General features: G+C 58.1%; 13 protein-coding genes. 8 read left to right on the plus strand and 5 right to left on the minus strand.

Annotated elements, in window-relative coordinates:
* The first annotated feature begins 18 nt into the window (after positions 1-18).
* The 3 genes from ATO9_RS21690 to ATO9_RS24065 all read left to right on the plus strand — a co-directional run bounded on the left by ATO9_RS21690 (position 19) and on the right by ATO9_RS24065 (position 4,172).
* Positions 19-249, plus strand: a complete 231-nt coding sequence (locus ATO9_RS21690) for an acyl carrier protein (RefSeq protein ID WP_043754499.1) — start codon at positions 19-21, stop codon at positions 247-249.
* On the plus strand, positions 246-1,658 hold the full coding sequence (locus ATO9_RS21695) for an AMP-binding protein (RefSeq protein ID WP_043754500.1): 1,413 nt from the start codon (positions 246-248) through the stop codon (positions 1,656-1,658). Before ATO9_RS21690 ends, ATO9_RS21695 begins: the two co-directional genes overlap by 4 nt.
* Positions 1,659-1,736: 78 nt before the next feature.
* Positions 1,737-4,172 carry a glycosyltransferase family 2 protein gene (locus tag ATO9_RS24065; RefSeq protein ID WP_162183089.1) on the plus strand — a complete coding sequence of 812 codons (2,436 nt, stop codon included), beginning with the start codon at positions 1,737-1,739 and terminating at the stop codon, positions 4,170-4,172.
* 33 nt (positions 4,173-4,205) lie between these two features.
* Here ATO9_RS24065 and ATO9_RS21705 read toward each other — a convergent pair whose 3' ends face one another.
* A complete protein-coding gene (locus ATO9_RS21705; protein WP_043754502.1) occupies positions 4,206-5,159 on the minus strand; it encodes a glycosyltransferase in 954 nt (317 codons plus the stop codon).
* A gap of 165 nt (positions 5,160-5,324) precedes the next feature.
* Between ATO9_RS21705 and ATO9_RS21710 the strand changes: the two genes are divergently transcribed.
* From ATO9_RS21710 to ATO9_RS21725, 4 genes are all read left to right on the plus strand, one after another.
* A complete protein-coding gene (locus ATO9_RS21710) occupies positions 5,325-6,419 on the plus strand; it encodes a KpsE/RkpR family capsule polysaccharide export protein (protein ID WP_238318843.1) in 1,095 nt (364 codons plus the stop codon).
* An 8-nt stretch (positions 6,420-6,427) separates the two neighbouring features.
* Positions 6,428-8,038, plus strand: coding sequence for an ATP-binding cassette domain-containing protein (locus ATO9_RS25010; protein ID WP_081979715.1), 1,611 nt, complete (start codon positions 6,428-6,430; stop codon positions 8,036-8,038).
* Complete coding sequence (locus ATO9_RS21720; RefSeq protein ID WP_081979716.1) at positions 8,035-8,847, plus strand: ABC transporter permease; 813 nt, start codon at positions 8,035-8,037, stop codon at positions 8,845-8,847. The genes ATO9_RS25010 and ATO9_RS21720 overlap by 4 nt, the downstream gene beginning before the upstream one ends.
* A 68-nt stretch (positions 8,848-8,915) precedes the next feature.
* The gene (locus ATO9_RS21725; RefSeq protein WP_043754507.1) at positions 8,916-10,358 is read left to right on the plus strand and encodes a mannose-1-phosphate guanylyltransferase/mannose-6-phosphate isomerase; all 1,443 of its coding nucleotides are present in this window, start codon (positions 8,916-8,918) and stop codon (positions 10,356-10,358) included.
* 39 nt (positions 10,359-10,397) lie between these two features.
* Here the strand turns inward: ATO9_RS21725 and ATO9_RS21730 are convergent, their stop codons facing one another.
* From ATO9_RS21730 to ATO9_RS21740, 3 genes are all read right to left on the minus strand, one after another.
* Complete coding sequence (locus ATO9_RS21730) at positions 10,398-11,444, minus strand: DUF2793 domain-containing protein (protein WP_043754508.1); 1,047 nt, start codon at positions 11,442-11,444, stop codon at positions 10,398-10,400.
* Positions 11,445-11,580: 136 nt separating this feature from the next.
* On the minus strand, positions 11,581-12,621 hold the full coding sequence (locus ATO9_RS21735; RefSeq protein WP_043754511.1) for a ParB/RepB/Spo0J family partition protein: 1,041 nt from the start codon (positions 12,619-12,621) through the stop codon (positions 11,581-11,583).
* Positions 12,622-12,624: 3 nt separating this feature from the next.
* A complete protein-coding gene (locus ATO9_RS21740; RefSeq protein WP_043754513.1) occupies positions 12,625-14,034 on the minus strand; it encodes an AAA family ATPase in 1,410 nt (469 codons plus the stop codon).
* A 433-nt stretch (positions 14,035-14,467) separates the two neighbouring features.
* On the opposite strand from ATO9_RS21740, the gene ATO9_RS21745 reads away from it, so the two are divergent.
* Complete coding sequence (locus tag ATO9_RS21745; protein ID WP_043754516.1) at positions 14,468-15,484, plus strand: replication initiator protein A; 1,017 nt, start codon at positions 14,468-14,470, stop codon at positions 15,482-15,484.
* A 7-nt stretch (positions 15,485-15,491) separates the two neighbouring features.
* Here ATO9_RS21745 and ATO9_RS21750 read toward each other — a convergent pair whose 3' ends face one another.
* Positions 15,492-16,136, minus strand: coding sequence for a sulfotransferase family 2 domain-containing protein (locus ATO9_RS21750; protein WP_043754519.1), 645 nt, complete (start codon positions 16,134-16,136; stop codon positions 15,492-15,494).
* Positions 16,137-16,206 lie beyond the last annotated feature (70 nt).

Below are 16,206 nucleotides of genomic sequence, written 5' to 3' on the forward strand. Positions count from 1 at the left end.
AAACAGGAGAGTTGGATTATGCTTCAAACATATAGGGATCTGTTCTGCGAGATTTTTGAAATAGAAGAAGACGAGCTAGACAGCGCTACTCCGGATACACTTGACACTTGGGACTCTCTTCACCACATGAACCTAATTGCTGCTCTTGAAGACGAATTCGATATTGAATTCGAGCCAGAAGACGTTATGGAAATTGTTTCCTTTCAATCAGGGATGGAGGTGCTAAAAAAATATGGAGTGAATTTTTGAGTTTTTTACCTAGCAACAGAGATAGCCCTGAAAAAATCGCAGCCTTGGATGACAAGGGTGGCGTAATCACCTATGGCTCGCTGAGTGTACTGCTTGACGAATTTGGTGCTACAGTCCCATCTCGTGCTTTGGTGTTTTGCTTGTGCGCGAATGATTGTGGTTCTTTGGCCGGATATTTGGCTTTATATGAAAGTGGTTTAGTACCGTTACTTCTTGACGTTTCGACTGATGACACCCTACTAGAAAATCTGATCACGACTTATTCTCCAGAGTTTCTCTGGTGTCCCGATGCATATTGTGAAAAAGAGCCAATTGTCTCTGCTTTTGGATATAAATTAGTTCGTCTTTCCGATTCCAGTCCACATATGTCTGATCAGTTGTCTTTCCTTTTGACAACTAGTGGGTCCACCGGTAGCCCGAAGCTGGTTCGACATAAATACGGGAACCTTGAACATAACGCCAGAGTTGTTGCCACAACTTTTGGATTGACGCGTAGTGAGCGAGGCCTCTGCCAACTGCCCATGCATTACACAATGGGTCTTAATGCGATCAATAGCCTGCTTTACGCCGGATCAACAGTATTGCTTTCCAATAGCAGCTTAATGTCAAAAGAATTCTGGCAGTTTTTTAAAGACCATGAACCGACAAGCTTTACTGGAGTCCCTTATAGTTACGAAATACTGATAAAAATGAAGCTTCTAAAAATTGAAGCGGCGCACCTTAAGATATTGGCCTCCGGCGGCGGAAAAATGCCCGAAGAGAATTTTAAAAAACTTGCCGCAAATGCGGTAGAAACTGGGCGTAAATTTTTTTCAACTTACGGCGCGACCGAAACCTCCGCCCGTATGTCTTACCTTTCACCAGAAAAGGCGATTCTAAAAACGGGGAGTATCGGTAAACCGTTCCCAGGAGGAGACCTTTTCCTAGTAGGCCCTGACGGCTCTGAAATTGAAGCCCCTGATGTCGAAGGGGAGCTCATCTATCGTGGTGATAATGTCACCTTAGGCTACGCTCGCAAGAAAGAGGATCTGATCCTCGGGGATACTTTTGAAGGGGAGTATCGCACCGGGGACGTAGCCTATCGCGACAAAGATGGTGACTTTTTTGTTGTAGGCAGAATGTCGCGGTTCCTGAAACTGTTCGGCCATCGAGTTAGCCTTGATGCAAGTGAGAGACTGGTTGCCGATCGTTTTGGAACTGACTGCGCCTGTTCTGGGACTGATAAGAAGATGGCGGTTTTTGTAACTAACGCCGACATCCTGAAGGATGTCACTAAGTTTCTTGCTGAAACAACCGGACTTCCCAAGACGGCCTTCAAAGCTTACTTTGTGGAAGAGTTCGTCAGAACTGACAGTGGAAAGATAAACTACAAAGCACTTGATGCCTCTGTCATAGAAGCTGCCGGATAGCATTCTGCTCAAAGGATGCTTTGGCCCTCACTTCAAACTTTGCGTTCTTTGACAAGCTTCCTGCGGAGTATCTTCTTTGTGAGGCGCCGCTATATTTCTACGCAACTTGCCCGCTCTACATTTGAGCTACGTCATGTCGACATCCCGAACAACTGTTCTCTAACTGGCTCATGGCATGGGCGCTATTTGACCCTTAGCGGTGTAACAACTGCGGGTACTGTTTCACTTGTCCATGGAAACGCAAGCCATTCGGTTAATGTTCATAAGGAAGAATCCTCTTTTCATTTTCATATTTTTTGGCCTTTGGAGGAGTTGTCAGAAGCACTTTTGACTTTGCCCAACGGCAAGGATTTTTCAATACGTCCGAGCGGTATTCGCGCTGAGAAGATTTGGCTAAATCTAAAACTGCTTATGGTAGCTTTTATCATGGCGCCTAGTATATTTTCTTGGTTTGTGAGGAAGGACGAAAACAGCAAAGCCAAAATAAAGAGAACCCTCGGACTTGAAGAGGGTAAGGTGTTCGGTCCGATTGACCCTTTACAATTAACACCCTCTTTAGAATCTGGCTCTAAGATATTTAACTTTGTAATTTTATTGCCTGTCTACAATAATTTCAAATTGGTGCGGCAGTGCATGGACAGAGTTGCGACAAATACGACTGGAAACTGGACGCTTGTTGTCGTAGATGATTGTTCTAGCGATCCGCTCATCCTTCCTTTTCTGCGTGACTTCGCACAACTTTATCCACGGCAAGTTCATGTTTTGGAGCAGACGGCGAACGAAGGTTTCGTTGCCACCGTGAACGCCGGTCTTGCCTTTGTTCTTGCGAATGAAAGGTTTGCGGATCAGCCGGTTGTTCTATTGAATTCCGATGCGCTAGTCCCTTATGGTTGGGATAATCGACTTCTCGCGCCGCTTACAGACAATGATGTCGCGAGCGTCACGCCAATGTCGAACGATGCCGAGATCTTCTCTGTCCCCGTCATTTGTGCCCCGACAACGCTACCTGCAGGTTTAGCTGATGATTTGGACCGGGCTGCCAGCACTCTCCCTGCGACGGCAAGCGTTTCGGCACCGACTGGCGTAGGCTTCTGCATGGCCTTGTCACGACGCTTTCTAGATCAAGTTCCCGCTTTCGATACGATCTTCGGCCGTGGCTACGGGGAAGAAGTGGATTGGTGCCAGAGGACACGAGCGCTCGGCGGGCGCCACATTGGTACGGCTCAGCTTTTTGTTGAGCATCAAGGCGGGCAAAGCTTCGGTAGTGCTGAAAAGCAAAAACTGATTCAGCAGAATAACCTTCACATCATCCAGAGATATCCTCGTTATAGCGATGAGGTTCAGGAGTTCATTTTCTCCGATCCCTTGCGTGCGCCACGATTACTACTTGCCATTGCCTGGGCGGCGGGGGTTGCTGGTGAAGGCAAAGTACCTGTCTACTTGGCCCACTCGTTGGGAGGAGGCGCAGATCACTGGCTTTCAGCTCGGCTGTCAGCAGATGCTAGCTCTGGCCGTCCGTCTGTCGTACTTCGCGTGGGTGGTGCTGCTAGATGGCAGCTCGAGGTAACAGGCCCGATGGGAACTATTGGTGGTTATACGGATGATCTGGACGTCGTGTTTCGTCTTCTCGCACCGCTGGATCGCCGTCATGTGATTTACTCCTGCGGCGTGGGCGATGCAGATCCGGTCTCGCTGCCAAATATTCTTCTTACCCTAGCAAGCGGTGCCAATAGTAGCCTGGAGCTTCTGTTCCACGACTATTTCCCCATTTCTCCCAGCTTTACGCTGCTCGGCTCGGACGGAGCTTATCACGGGCCGATCACCCCTGAGACCATCGCCGCATCCCCTCAGTCAGTGATGGAAGCCCATATCGCCCGACGAACCGGCGGCCAAAAAGTTTCGCTCTCAGATTGGCAATCCGCCTGGGGCGAACTAGCGGACCGGTCCGAAGTGATCCGCGTATTTTCCTCTGCCTCGGCGAAAATTGTCGCCGCTGTCTGGCCACATCTAGCAGACCGCATTGTGCTGTCTCCTCATCGCCGAGCGGAAAATATACGCGCGTTCCGCCCAAAAGCAGGCCCTTCCACTCTCGGCATTCTCGGCAATATCGCACCACATAAAGGCGCATCTCTGGTTCGCGCTTTGGCCGAGATCCGGGAAGAACAGCGTGGGTTTTCCATCGCACTGATCGGCAATATCGACCCCTCCTATGCCCTGCCAAGGAAATGCCGGGTCCATGGTGACTACAAGCCTGCCGATATCCCCGACCTGGCGCGACATTACGGGATCACGCATTGGCTGATCCCTTCGATCTGGCCCGAGACGTTTTCATTTACCACGCACGAGGCGCTTGCAACTGGCTTGCCGGTCATGGCGTTTGATATCGGCGCACAAGGCGACGCGGTGCGGGCTGCGCCGAACGGGATCCCCCTGCCCTATGATCCGGACGCTAACCTGACCCAAACCGTGCTGGACGTGTTCAGGAAGGTTCCGCATCCTTACACCGAAATGTGACACCGTTTCGGGGAAATTTCTCCTATAAGCCGATCACAGCCTTCCGGCGCTCGCGGCGGCGCGCAGCATGATCTGGCCCGCTTTGGATTGCCGCCAGGCCCCCGTCCGGTCAAGCCCTCCTCCCAGAAGACCCCGCCTTTCTCCCTCCAGCCAAGCTTGGAATGCCGACAGGCAGGCACGATTTTCCGGGGTCAGTTCTTCATCAACTGCCTGCAAGGCCGACAGGTTATGAGCGATCCAATCCCCAAAATGCCCCTCCCAGATCATTGCGAAGCGGCTCCACGCCTTGCCCAACCCGCGGTTCGCGCCGAGTAGGTTCCCCCCATGCTGACGGTAATAGAGCCCCGGGCGGGAGTCGTTGACGATATGCAGCCCCGCTCCGGTGCCCAGAAGGTAGACCCACCAATCATGATGTGGCACCCCGGCGTTCAGCGCGCGGGCCGCTGTCCGACGCAGCAGCGCCCCGGCCACAGGGCCAAGGACCAGCGTGTTGCCGGCCAAAACGTTCTGGACCAGCGCGTTGCCGAAAGCCGGGGGATAGGGATGCTGGCGAGAGGCGCCGCGTGGGATCAGGTCTGCATCGGTCAGAAGGGTACGGCTGGCATATATATCGGCCCCCTGCCCCAGCGCCTCGATCGCGCGAGCCAGGCGCTCGGCCATCCAGACATCGTCCTGGTCCGAAAAGGCGATACATCCGTCGTCGGGCAGGTCCCGCCAGAGCGCATCCTGCGCCAGAAGCGAGAGATAATTCGCCGAGGCCCCCTGCCCCGGCCCTTGCACCAGGCGGATATCCCGATTGGGATGCGCCCGGGCGAATTCACGCACGACATCCGGCGTGGCATCGGTCGACCCGTCATCAGAGACAACCAGGGACCAGTTGTCATGGTCCTGCGCCAGGAAGGACGACAATTGGCCGGACAGGTAGCCCGCGCCCTGAAACGTGCCCATCAGAATACGAACGTGAGGTGCCGGGGGTGCGGAATACACTTTTCTCTCGCCTCGCTGGCCAACCCGGTCTGGTATAGGTAGGAGTAGGATATTGATCAATCGCGCCGAAAAACATTCGCGCAACAGCAGGCACTTCCAATGACACAAACGGCCGCTCCCAGCCTTTCCGCAGTCCCCAGGGCACGGATACGTCCCCGCCATGTGATGGTCGCCGCCAGCTTTGTCGTTCTCGTGATCCTACCGACGATCCTCGCGGGTTGGTACTTGTGGACCCGGGCCGCGGATCGCTACATTTCGCGCGTCGGGTTCTCGGTGCGGACCGAGGAACTCGGCTCAGCCATCGAGATGCTGGGCGGGATTGCCGAGCTCTCAGGCTCATCGACCAACGATACTGCGATCCTTTACAGTTTTATCCAGAGCCAGGAACTGGTGGAGGATGCAAACCGCGCGCTTGATCTGCGGGCGCTCTGGACCAAGGGCAATCCGGATGTCGACCCGATCTTCGTCTACCAGCCCCCTGGTACGATCGAAGACCTGGTCGATTACTGGGGCAACATGGTTAAAGTCTATGATGATGAAACCGGCCTTCTGGAACTCCACGTCCAAGCCTTCACAGCAGAAGATGCTCAGCGCATCGCCCGCTTCATCTACGATCAGAGCTCCGAGATGATCAACCGGCTCTCCGCCATCGCCCGGGAAGACGCGACCCGGTATGCCAGAGAAGAACTGGATGAAGCGGAAGAACGCCTGAAGAATGCACGCGAAGCGCTGACGCGCTTTCGAAACGAAACACAGATCGTGGACCCCTCAGCCTCTGTCCAGAGCCAGATGGGGCTTTTGTCTTCATTGCAGATGCAACTGGCCCAAGCGCTGATCGATCTCGACATCCAGCGCCAGACGTCCCCTGATTCAGACCCTCGAATCACCCAGTTCGAACGTAAGATCCAGGTGATCCAGACCCGCATTGCTGAAGAACGCGAGAAGCTCGGCTTCTCCGGTGGCGAGGCCGCTACCGGCCGGACCGAAGCCTTTGCCGATCTTGTCGGGGAATTCGAGCGACTGAGCGTTGAGCGCGAATTTGCAGAGCAAGCCTATACTGCGGCCCGGGCCGCCTATGACGCCTCCGTGGCCGAAGCACGCCGGCAAAGCCGATACCTGGCGGCCCACGTGCGCCCGACCTTGGCGGAATCCGCCGAACGCCCGATGCGGCTGACGATACTGGCGCTGACAGTGCTTTTCAGCTTCCTCTCCTGGGCGATCCTGGTGCTGGCAGCCTATGCGCTGCGCGACCGCCGCTGAGGCCCGCCATGATCGTGCTGAAGAACCTCACCAAGGTCTTCTCTCTCTATGGCCACAAGAAGGTGGTGGCGAATAATATCAACGTCACCTTTCCCACCGGGGTATCCGTGGGCCTCATGGGGCGCAACGGAGCCGGAAAATCGACCCTGCTCAAGCTGATTGCCGGTACAACCCACCCAACATCCGGTGAGGTCCTGTCCACGGGCAGCGTCTCCTTTCCTGTCGGGCTCGCCTCCTCCCTTCACCCGGATCTGACGGGGGCCCAGAATACCCGTTTCGTGGCCCGGATCTACGGAGCAGATACCGACGCACTTTTGGACTACGTAGAAGAATTCGCGGAGCTCGGCGAACATTTCCACCTGCCCGTGCGTAGCTATTCTTCTGGTATGAAGGGACGGATCAGTTTCGGCATCAATATGGGGCTGAAATTTGAGACATACCTGATTGATGAAATAACCGCTGTTGGTGATGCAAGTTTCAAAAAGAAAAGTCGCGACATCTTTCTGGATCGAATGAGAACCTCTGGCGCTGTTTTTGTGACCCACTCTCCTGGAACTATCCGCGAACTTTGTACGGCCGGTGCCTTCCTCGAAGATGGCGATCTCCACTACTACACCGACATCGAGGAGGCGATTGAACGCTACAACCGGATGCTTGAAGAAGGGATGTCGCGGGCCGTAAACGGCGCTGCGATCGGCGAGCGCATTTCTTTCCCTTATGATGCTCGCATGCTCTTCGGGATAGGCCTGCCTCAGACGCGGATCGACTGGCTGGGGGATTGCTTGCGTCGTCACCGCCCCTGTCACTTTTCCCGCACCCGGGAACTGCATTATTTCGACACGAGGGCCGGGCTGCTTCCGGTCATTCCGGAACGCCGCTTCAAAACCACCGAACAGCTTGCGACGCGTCTGCAGGGTGAAAAGGGAGAGGCCCAGCGCAACACGCTCCGACTATTGGGAGATGTCAGTTCCCTGCTCAGCATCCATTCTGCTCCGGACGACGGACCTGATCGTCACAAGGCGTATCTCGACTACCTCATGGCCGAGCGGAAGACCCAACCGATCGTCTGCGATTTCACACCCGAATACGCCTTGCTCAGCGAAGATGCCTTCCGAGAGATGGCAATGATCGGCCAGGCTTGGTTTGTCTGCGTCCTACGCGACCCCGCGGCCCGTCTCTGGGCTCAGATTTGGGAGAACCTTCCAGGCAAAAATCGCAACGAAATGGCCTGTATTCAGGCTGCACAGAGTCTTATTGATGCCCCCGACGGCCTCTCGGCTTATCCTGCGGCCGACTATGCCCGTCTCTTCACCGCTTTGGATGACGCCGTACCCGCAGCCCGACAATTCTGGCTCTTCCATGAAAACATGACTGGGAGAGATAGTCTCCGCGCGTTGAGCGACTTCCTGGACGTCCCCAACGTGCCGGAGATTTCCATGCTTCCTTTACCTGATGCCCCTGAGCCAGAAATGCCCAACGAAATTCGGAACGGCCTGCGCCAACTGCTGGAGCCGCAATACACAGCATCTCGATCCCGCTTCGGCGATGATCTACCCGCAACCTGGAATTTTCCTGAACTAAGTCATTCACCCCATCTCCATGCGGAGCTTTCCTCATGACATCCACATCCCCGGACAAGCCCCTCCGTCGGATCAGTGCGCGTCCTCGCTTACTGAGCGTCCGGGTGATTATGGCTCTGATGCTTCGAGAGATGACCGCGACCTACGGGCGGTCCCCAGGCGGCTACATCTGGGCGATTCTGGAGCCGGTTCTTGGGATTGCGTTCATTTCCTATATCTTCTCGCTCGGCTTTCGTACCCCACGACTTGGCACGAATTTTCCAATCTTCTTCGCGACGGGGATGTTGCCCTATCAAATGACACTACAACTGAGTAACAATGCGGCTGGAGCAATCAACTATTCCAGATCCCTTCTTGCTTATCCGAGAGTAACCTATTTCGACGCAATCGCTGCCCGAATACTCTTGGCAGTTCTGACGAACATGCTGGTCTCAACAATCGTATTCTTTGGAATCACCCTTGCCTGGGATACACGTACTGTCTTCGAGATAGATCGAGCAATCATGACAGTTCTCATGGTTGTCAGTTTTGGCGTGTCCTTGGGGTTGCTAAACAGCGTACCCATCACGATGTTTCCACTTTACCGCTCTGCTTGGAGTATTCTTACACGTCCCCTGCTCTTCCTATCCGGCGTCATATTTCTGTATGAATCTATGCCGAGGATTGCACAGAACATCCTTTGGTATAATCCACTTCAACACATCACTGGCGAATTACGAGGCGCCTTCTATCTGCAATACGAAGCCAAATATGTCTCGCCACTTTATGTCTTCAGTGTCTCGATCATCCTTGCCGTATCCGGGCTCGTTCTGCTCCATCGCTATCACCGCGACATGCTGGAGCGATGATCAACGGCTTTGCCTCGGACGCGGGATGCGCTTAGGTTGAGGGAGAATAATCGAAAGGACGGGCGGCCATGCGGGAAATCACACCGGTCCTACTTTGCGGGGGCGGCGGGACACGCCTCTGGCCCCTGTCGCGGCAGAGCTATCCAAAGCAATTCGCATATATGACAGAAGGGCAGACCCTGTTTCAGGCCTCGGCCCAGCGCATGACCGGGGAGGCCGAGAGTTACCGCTTTCAGCGCCCTCATGTAATCACCACCCGGGACTTCCGCTTCATTGCCGCAGAGCAATTGTACGAAGCAGGTGTTGATCCCGGGGCGATCCTTTTGGAACCTGAGGGTCGCAATACTGCCCCAGCCATCCTGGCCGCGGCATTGTTCATTTCGGCTCAGGACCCGGACGCTATTCTGCTGGTCAGCCCCAGCGATCACGTCGTACCCGATGTCCCAGCATTTCGCGACGCCGTGGTGCGCGGATTGACGGCAGTCGAACAGGGAAATCTCGTTACATTCGGCATTACCCCTGATCATCCGGAAACCGGTTACGGCTATCTCGAGCTACCAGGTCCCCCCCCGGATGACGGTGCCCCCTGCCCTCTCACGGGTTTTTTCGAAAAGCCTGATCAGGCGACAGCAGAGGCAATGCTCGAAAAGGGCACTTATCTCTGGAATGCGGGTATCTTTCTTTTCGCCGCGAAAGATTTTATCGCGGCCGTGCAAAAGCACGCCCCGCAATTGATTGACCCCGTATCGGAGGCGGTCACGGCAGCGATGCCGGATCTGGGTTTCCTCGATCTTGATGCCGGAGCATGGGCCGGGGCCGAGGAGATATCGGTCGATTACGCTGTGATGGAAAAGGCCGACAACCTCTGGGTCGTTCCCTATTCCGGTGCCTGGTCAGACCTGGGCAGTTGGGAATCCGTGTTGCGCGAGGGGACCCCGGATTCAGGTGGAGTCGTCCTATCGGGGCAGGCTCACCACATTGATTGCACCGACAGCCTGCTCTGGTCGGAAAGCCCTGGGCTGGAACTGGTCGGGATCGGGCTGGACAACACCATTGCCGTTGCGACGCCCGATGCAGTTCTAGTCGCCGACCGCAGCCGTAGCCAAGACGTAAAGCAGGCCGTAGCCCTGCTTAAATCCACTGGGGCCAGTCAGGCCACTGAATTTCCCATGGATCACCGCCCTTGGGGGCACTTCGAGACACTCGCACTTGCCGATCGGTTTCAGGTCAAGCGTATTGTCGTAAAACCGGGGGGCATCCTAAGCCTGCAAAGCCATCTGCATCGCTCGGAACACTGGATCGTCGTGGCCGGCACCGCGCTTGTTACAATCGGCGAAACAGAGCAGATAGTGGCCGAAAATGAATCCGTCTATGTTCCTCTCGGGGTCAAACATAGGTTGGAGAACCCGGGAAAGATGCCGATGGTCCTAATTGAGGTTCAGACAGGCTCCTACCTGGGAGAAGACGACATAACCCGACATGAGGACGTCTATGCCCGGTCCGCCGACTAACGGTGCAATATTTGGCAGTAACCGGGCCTAAATTCTTGCTCAATACCAACGTCCAATTGCCAATGCCTGTACCTCATCACCTGAACGGGTGCCGGCACTGGTCCAGCAATGTAGTTCCACCTCGGAAGCGATCAGGCCGGAAAGCGTTGCCATCCTTGGATCCATGTCAGACACCACATTGGCGGTTACAATCGGCGGTGAGCCGAACACAGCCGGGAAAGTCCAGGTAACACCAGCAGAGGTGCTGGCGGTTTTTGTACCGCTACAGATCTGGGTCCCGTCAGCGAAGCGCACATAACGTCCGTTGCCGTTTGCCCCCTCTTGGATCACTGCCCCAGTCGGTACGCCGCCCGTCTGACTGACCGTGCCCAGTAGGTTGCCGGGGCCGTAGCCGTAATCGGCCCGCATCAGGCGGCCCGCCGTCACATCAGTGGCCGCGGACTGGATCGCGGCGCCGGTGACATGGCCGCTGGCGGGGTCGAGGCTCAGCGCCTCGGTCCAGGCAGACCCGTCCGAGGACACCTTGACCGACAGGGCATCTGACCCGTTCAGCCCGACCTCGGCCCGGCCCGACCAGTTCGTCTGGTAAAGCAGGCTTGCCGTGTCCCCGGTGGCGGCCTTGTTGATCTTCACCTGGTGGCCATTGCCCTCATGGGTCAGCAGGGTCGACGCCGAGGTGACGATCAGCCGGTTATAGCTGTCCGCGGTTGCCCCGATGCCGATCCCCGCCAGGTCATCGAAACTGGGCGTGACATCCTGCCAGGCGCTGCCATCGAACATCAGCACCTGGCCTGTGGATGGCACCTGTGCGCGCCAGCCGGCCCGGGGCGTGTAGAACCGCCAGACGCTGCCGTCATGCAGGGTCAGCGTCCCCTCCTGTCCCGCCCAGGCCCCGGTCGCGCCGGTGCCGACGACATAGCGAGCCCCGGGATCGGGCAGGGCAGGGGGCGTGGCGCCCGGCACCTCTTCCAGGGCGATCTGGATCACCGCCTCCAGCGCCAGCAGCGCCTCGTTATGGGTGACGTGCTTCTGGGCCTGAGACGGGGCAAGCAGGGGCAGGTCGAGAACGGGGGAAAGATCGGACATGAGGGGCTCCGGCTGGGATGAACGCCCGAAGGCTGCCCTGCCCCGGACTAACGCCGCCCTAGTCCGCCATCACGATGCTTTCGCAAACCGGCAACAGCAAACCTTTCGCGTGCGAAAGGTTTTGCCGCTGCAGTCTCTATTTCACCCGATCCTGCAGCCAGGCACGCAGATCGGCCTCCAGCTGCGGATCGACATCCGCGCCGCTCAGCTCGATCCGGCCAGGGGCGGATTTCAACCGCAGGGCAGGGGTGATCTGGTCGATCGCCGGTTTGGGGCGCGCCGGCTTCGCCTCGCGCTTTTCAGGCGAAACAGAGCCTGTTTCAGCCTCAAGGATTAGAGCCCTCAACCGCTCCGCCTCGGCCTCGGGCGTAGGGGCTGGGTCGGCCGTCAGAGCGGCGGCGGCCTGCGCACCCAGACCCGGGGTTTCGGCCAGGATCTTGGCGATGGCCAGGCCCGACCGCTCCGTCAGCTGGGTGGGAAAGCGCAGCGCCCCGTCCAGCGCCGCCACGATCGGGATGAAGGACTTGATCTTCGACCGCTTGGCATAGGAGGCGGCGGAAAACAGGCTCTGCAACGCCTGCTTTTCGCTGTCAAAGACACCGCCCTCGACCGCGCGCAGGACGATCCGGGCACGTTCGAAGAAGGACAGGTCGGCGCGGATCTCGTTTTCCTCGACCATCGCCACATAGGCCTCGGCCTGATCCTCGGGACGGCGCAAAAGCGCCAGAACAGTGTCGAACCGGGCCTCACCGGTTTCCGCAGAAAGGCGGCGCAGCGCCTGCAGCCGCCGCCAGCCCGAGATCAGGCCGAAACGCGGCGTGCCATCCGAGGCCGGGGGCAGGGCGGTGACCTCGATCGGGGTCTGCTGACCGCGCGATATCAGGCTCTGTTTCAGGGCCTCCATGTCCTCGGCCCCGCTTTCCATCCGGTCGCGCACCAGGTGGTCGGCGACAATCTGGGCCAGCGGCAGGGACTGGACCAGGCGGCCTTCCTCTCGCGCGCGGGTCAGGGTCTGGGCCAGTTCCTCGAAGGCGGCAGAGGTGGAGCTGTCGCCGGCCACTTGGGCGATCGGCGGCCGCAGGCCGGCATTGCGCGGGCCCTCCGGCTGCGGCTCAACGGTTTCGGGCAGATCGGCAAAGGCGCCGCGGGCCGGGGTCAGTCTCTTGCGCTTGGCCATGGATCAGACCCTCTCTCTGCTGGGTTCGTCGGCGGGCCGGGCAGCATTGTCCTGCTCCTCGCGGCGCCAGGTGCCGATCAGCAACCGCTTGAAGGCGGCATAGGTGGCGTCGAAGGTCTGCCGGCCGCGCACATAGGTCTCGCGGTTGAAATCCCGGTAATCGGCCTCGTAGATGCCGTTCACCTGCTCCCCGGCCTGGCCGATCAGCGCGGTGAAATCCTGCCGGTGCGGGGACAGGACGGGGCCCAGATATGCCTGCATCAGGGCCGCCAGCTCGGCCTGCTGGGTGCTGTCGTAGCGGGTGATCACCGCGCGCACCGCATCCCATTCAAAGGCCAGCCCTTCGCGCCCCAGAGCGCGGGCAGCCATGTTCTCGGCCTCTTCGATGCTGGCAAAGGTCGAATGCAGCATGTCGAAGAACCGCCCCGTGCTGTCGAATTCCAGGAAGGACGCGCCCAGGGGCACCAGCAGGATATCCGCCGCCGCCAACCCGTTGATCGTCAGGTAGCCGAGCGCGGGCGGCGTATCGAGGAAGATCAGGTCGTAATCGTCCAGCAACCCGTCAGCCTCCAGCCGGTCGCTCAGCGCATCCCACAGCTTCCAGCCGCGGGCCTGCATCCGCCAGACGGGGATCTGGAACTCGGCCCAGTAGAGGTTCAGCTGCGCGCCGATCAGGTCGATATTCGGCCAGTGGGTCTTCTGGACCAGGTCCCCGGCCGACAGGCTCAGCGCTTCGGACAGCGTATCGTCGAGCGGCTGCGGATCCTCGCCCCGGTCGATCCGGGCGCGGTTCGCCTCCTGCAGGTGCTCGACGTGATGCCGGGCGAGCAGGGGAAAGACCGTGCCCCATTCATCTGCCACGCGGCCGCCGAAGATCGAGGTCATCGAGCCCTGGCTGTCGAGGTCCACCACCAGCACCTTGTAGCCGTCCAGCGCCGCCGACATCGCCAGGTGCGCACAGGTCGAGGTCTTGCCGACCCCGCCCTTGAAGTTTGCCACGGCGACCACCTTCGCGGGCAGTCCCTCGGGCCGGTAGGGGCGGTATTCCTTGGTGCGGCTGCCTTCCGTTGCGAAATGCGCGCGCAGGCGCAGCACCTCGTCGAAGGTGAACCACTTCGCTCCCGCCTCGGACGAGGACCGCCCCTGGGGCAGGTCGGGGTTCTGGCGCAGCACCCTGCGGAAATGGGCCGCGGCGACGGGGATCAGGTAGCGGGTGATCTCCCAGGTGGAAAACAGCCTCAGGCTGCGCTTGCCCTCGGGGTCGAGCCCCCGGCCCGCCAGGTCATCGCGCCCCCGTTCACAGGCCTGGGCGATCCGTGCAAAATCCGCCGTATCGGTCGGGTTGCCCAGCTCTGCCAGGGCCTGGTCCGGATCGATGCTGAAATAGGGGGGGAGGGGGCCTTGGTCTGACACGCTCTGCTCCTCATGTCACGATTTTCCCCCAGCATACCGGAAAAGGCGTCACATGAAAGAATTTCTCGCAGCCTTGGGGCTTTTCGGGGCCGTTTTCTCAGCAAATTCAGGGAAATCCGCGACGGCTGACCTCCCTTTGTCTTGTTAGTTTGGGTTAGAATCTGTGTTACGGATCAATCCCGGTTCTGAAAACCCCTTCTTTCCAAGGGCATTTCACGCGTCTTTGCGATCTGCCCGACTCCGGAACCACGATGAAACCGACTCCGATCCCCCGAAAAAGCGACTCCGGTCCGACGACGAAAGACAGGCCGCTCTGGACCGAAACTGTGGATAACTTTAAGGTGGGTGTCATTGAAACCACGATGGACGGGTCGCGATTCTTCGCGCCACCGGACACGACCGGAGAGGCTCCGGGCAGTACAAAGGGACGACCATGCGTCGCGCGATCGCCACGCCGGGCGGAGGGCTTGCGCCTGTCCGACATCCCACGGCGGATTTCTTCATCTGCGACATCTTCGATGCCGCGCCGAAGGATGACATGGGCTCCATGGAGCACCCGATGTTTTCCCTGTCGACCCGGCCGGATCGTCGCATCCTCTCCTATGAGCATAACGGCACCCGGATCGAGGTGACCCCCTCGGTCAAGGGGCTGGCGACGATCCACGACAAGGACATCCTGATCTATTGCATCAGCCAGCTGATGGCGGCGCTGAATGCGGGCCGTGCGATTTCCCGGCAGGTCACCCTGCGCGCCCATGATCTGCTGGTGGCGACCAATCGCGAGACCAGCGGCGATGCCTATCGCCGCCTGCGCGAGGCCTTCGAGAGGCTGGCCGGCACCCGGATCACCACCAACATGGAAACCGGCGGGCAGGAGGTCACCACCGGTTTCGGCCTGATCGAGACCTGGCAGATCACCCGCAAGGCCCGTGGCGGACGCATGGCCAGCGTGACGGTGGTGCTGTCGGAATGGCTCTACCGGGCGGTGCTGTCGAAATCGGTGCTGACGCTTTCGCGGGATTACTTCCGCCTGCGCAAGCCGCTGGAACGGCGCATCTACGAACTGGCCCGCAAGCATTGCGGCAAGCAGCCCGCCTGGCGCGCCTCGGTCGATACGCTGCTGAAGAAATCCGGCTCCGCCTCGCCCCGCCGCGTCTTCCGCGCCATGCTGCGCGAGATGATCGCCGCCAATCACCTGCCCGATTACCACCTGTCCGAAGAACCGGGCGACATGATCCGCGTCACCCCCCGCTCTGCCGTGGTGGAGGCCGAGCGCCCCCATCTCAGCCCCGATGCCCTGGACGAGGCCCGCCGCCTGGTGCCCGGCGCCGATGTCCATGCCCTGGCGGCGGAATGGGAGCATTACTGGAGATCAAGCGGCCGTCCTGTTCTCAGATCGGCCGATCGCACATTTCTGGGGTTCGTTCGGAGACGTGTCGAGGGTGCTTAAGGGCGTTTCAGCCAAGTTTAGAAGTCACTTCGCGGACCAGTTGGAGATCCTGAGCGTAAAGTTCCTTCAGACGGTCATGTAGCATTTTATTGAAGAGCTGGTCGTCCCTTGGAAGTGCGCCCCGATGCTCCCACTCTGTTCTCAGGCGCGATGCTGGGATATCACCCATCCAAGTATTCGAACCGGGCGCCGAGGCTGATATTGACGAATTTGTGACTTGCAAGAAATACATATTCGCAACCTCTTGACCGATGATGTTTGATATCACGGCATGGAGGTTTTCCATCGGGAGAACGGTGTCATAATCGACTTTTGCCAAGTGAGAGGCTTGGGGCCAAAGATGTTTGTCTAAGTCGGAGAGGTCATTCTGCCTAGCTTTGAACAGATACAACGTCACGAAATCACTGAAACTTGTTTCTGCTGGATCGCGCCCAGTTTTGTTGGCAAAGTCCGAGAAAATCCCGCTGTTCCCATCACGCTGAACGAACTTGTTGCGATACACTGCGGCCACTCTCGTAAGTGGGTCACGCAAGATGAGCAGTTTCTTATCGGCGTTCGTTAGTTTGTTCAGCTTTGCGGAGTGAAATTTCTGAAGAAACGCATAGTCGGATGAAGTTTCGCCTGCCCTCGACTTGAATGGGGATTCTCCCATGAAGAAACGCTTAAAAGCTGTGACCTGCCCCCCGCGAAATCCCTCACCTTAATGTAGAGTCTGCGCCAAC

This window comes from Pseudooceanicola atlanticus (assembly GCF_000768315.1).
Classification (GTDB): Bacteria; Pseudomonadota; Alphaproteobacteria; order Rhodobacterales; family Rhodobacteraceae; genus Pseudooceanicola; species Pseudooceanicola atlanticus.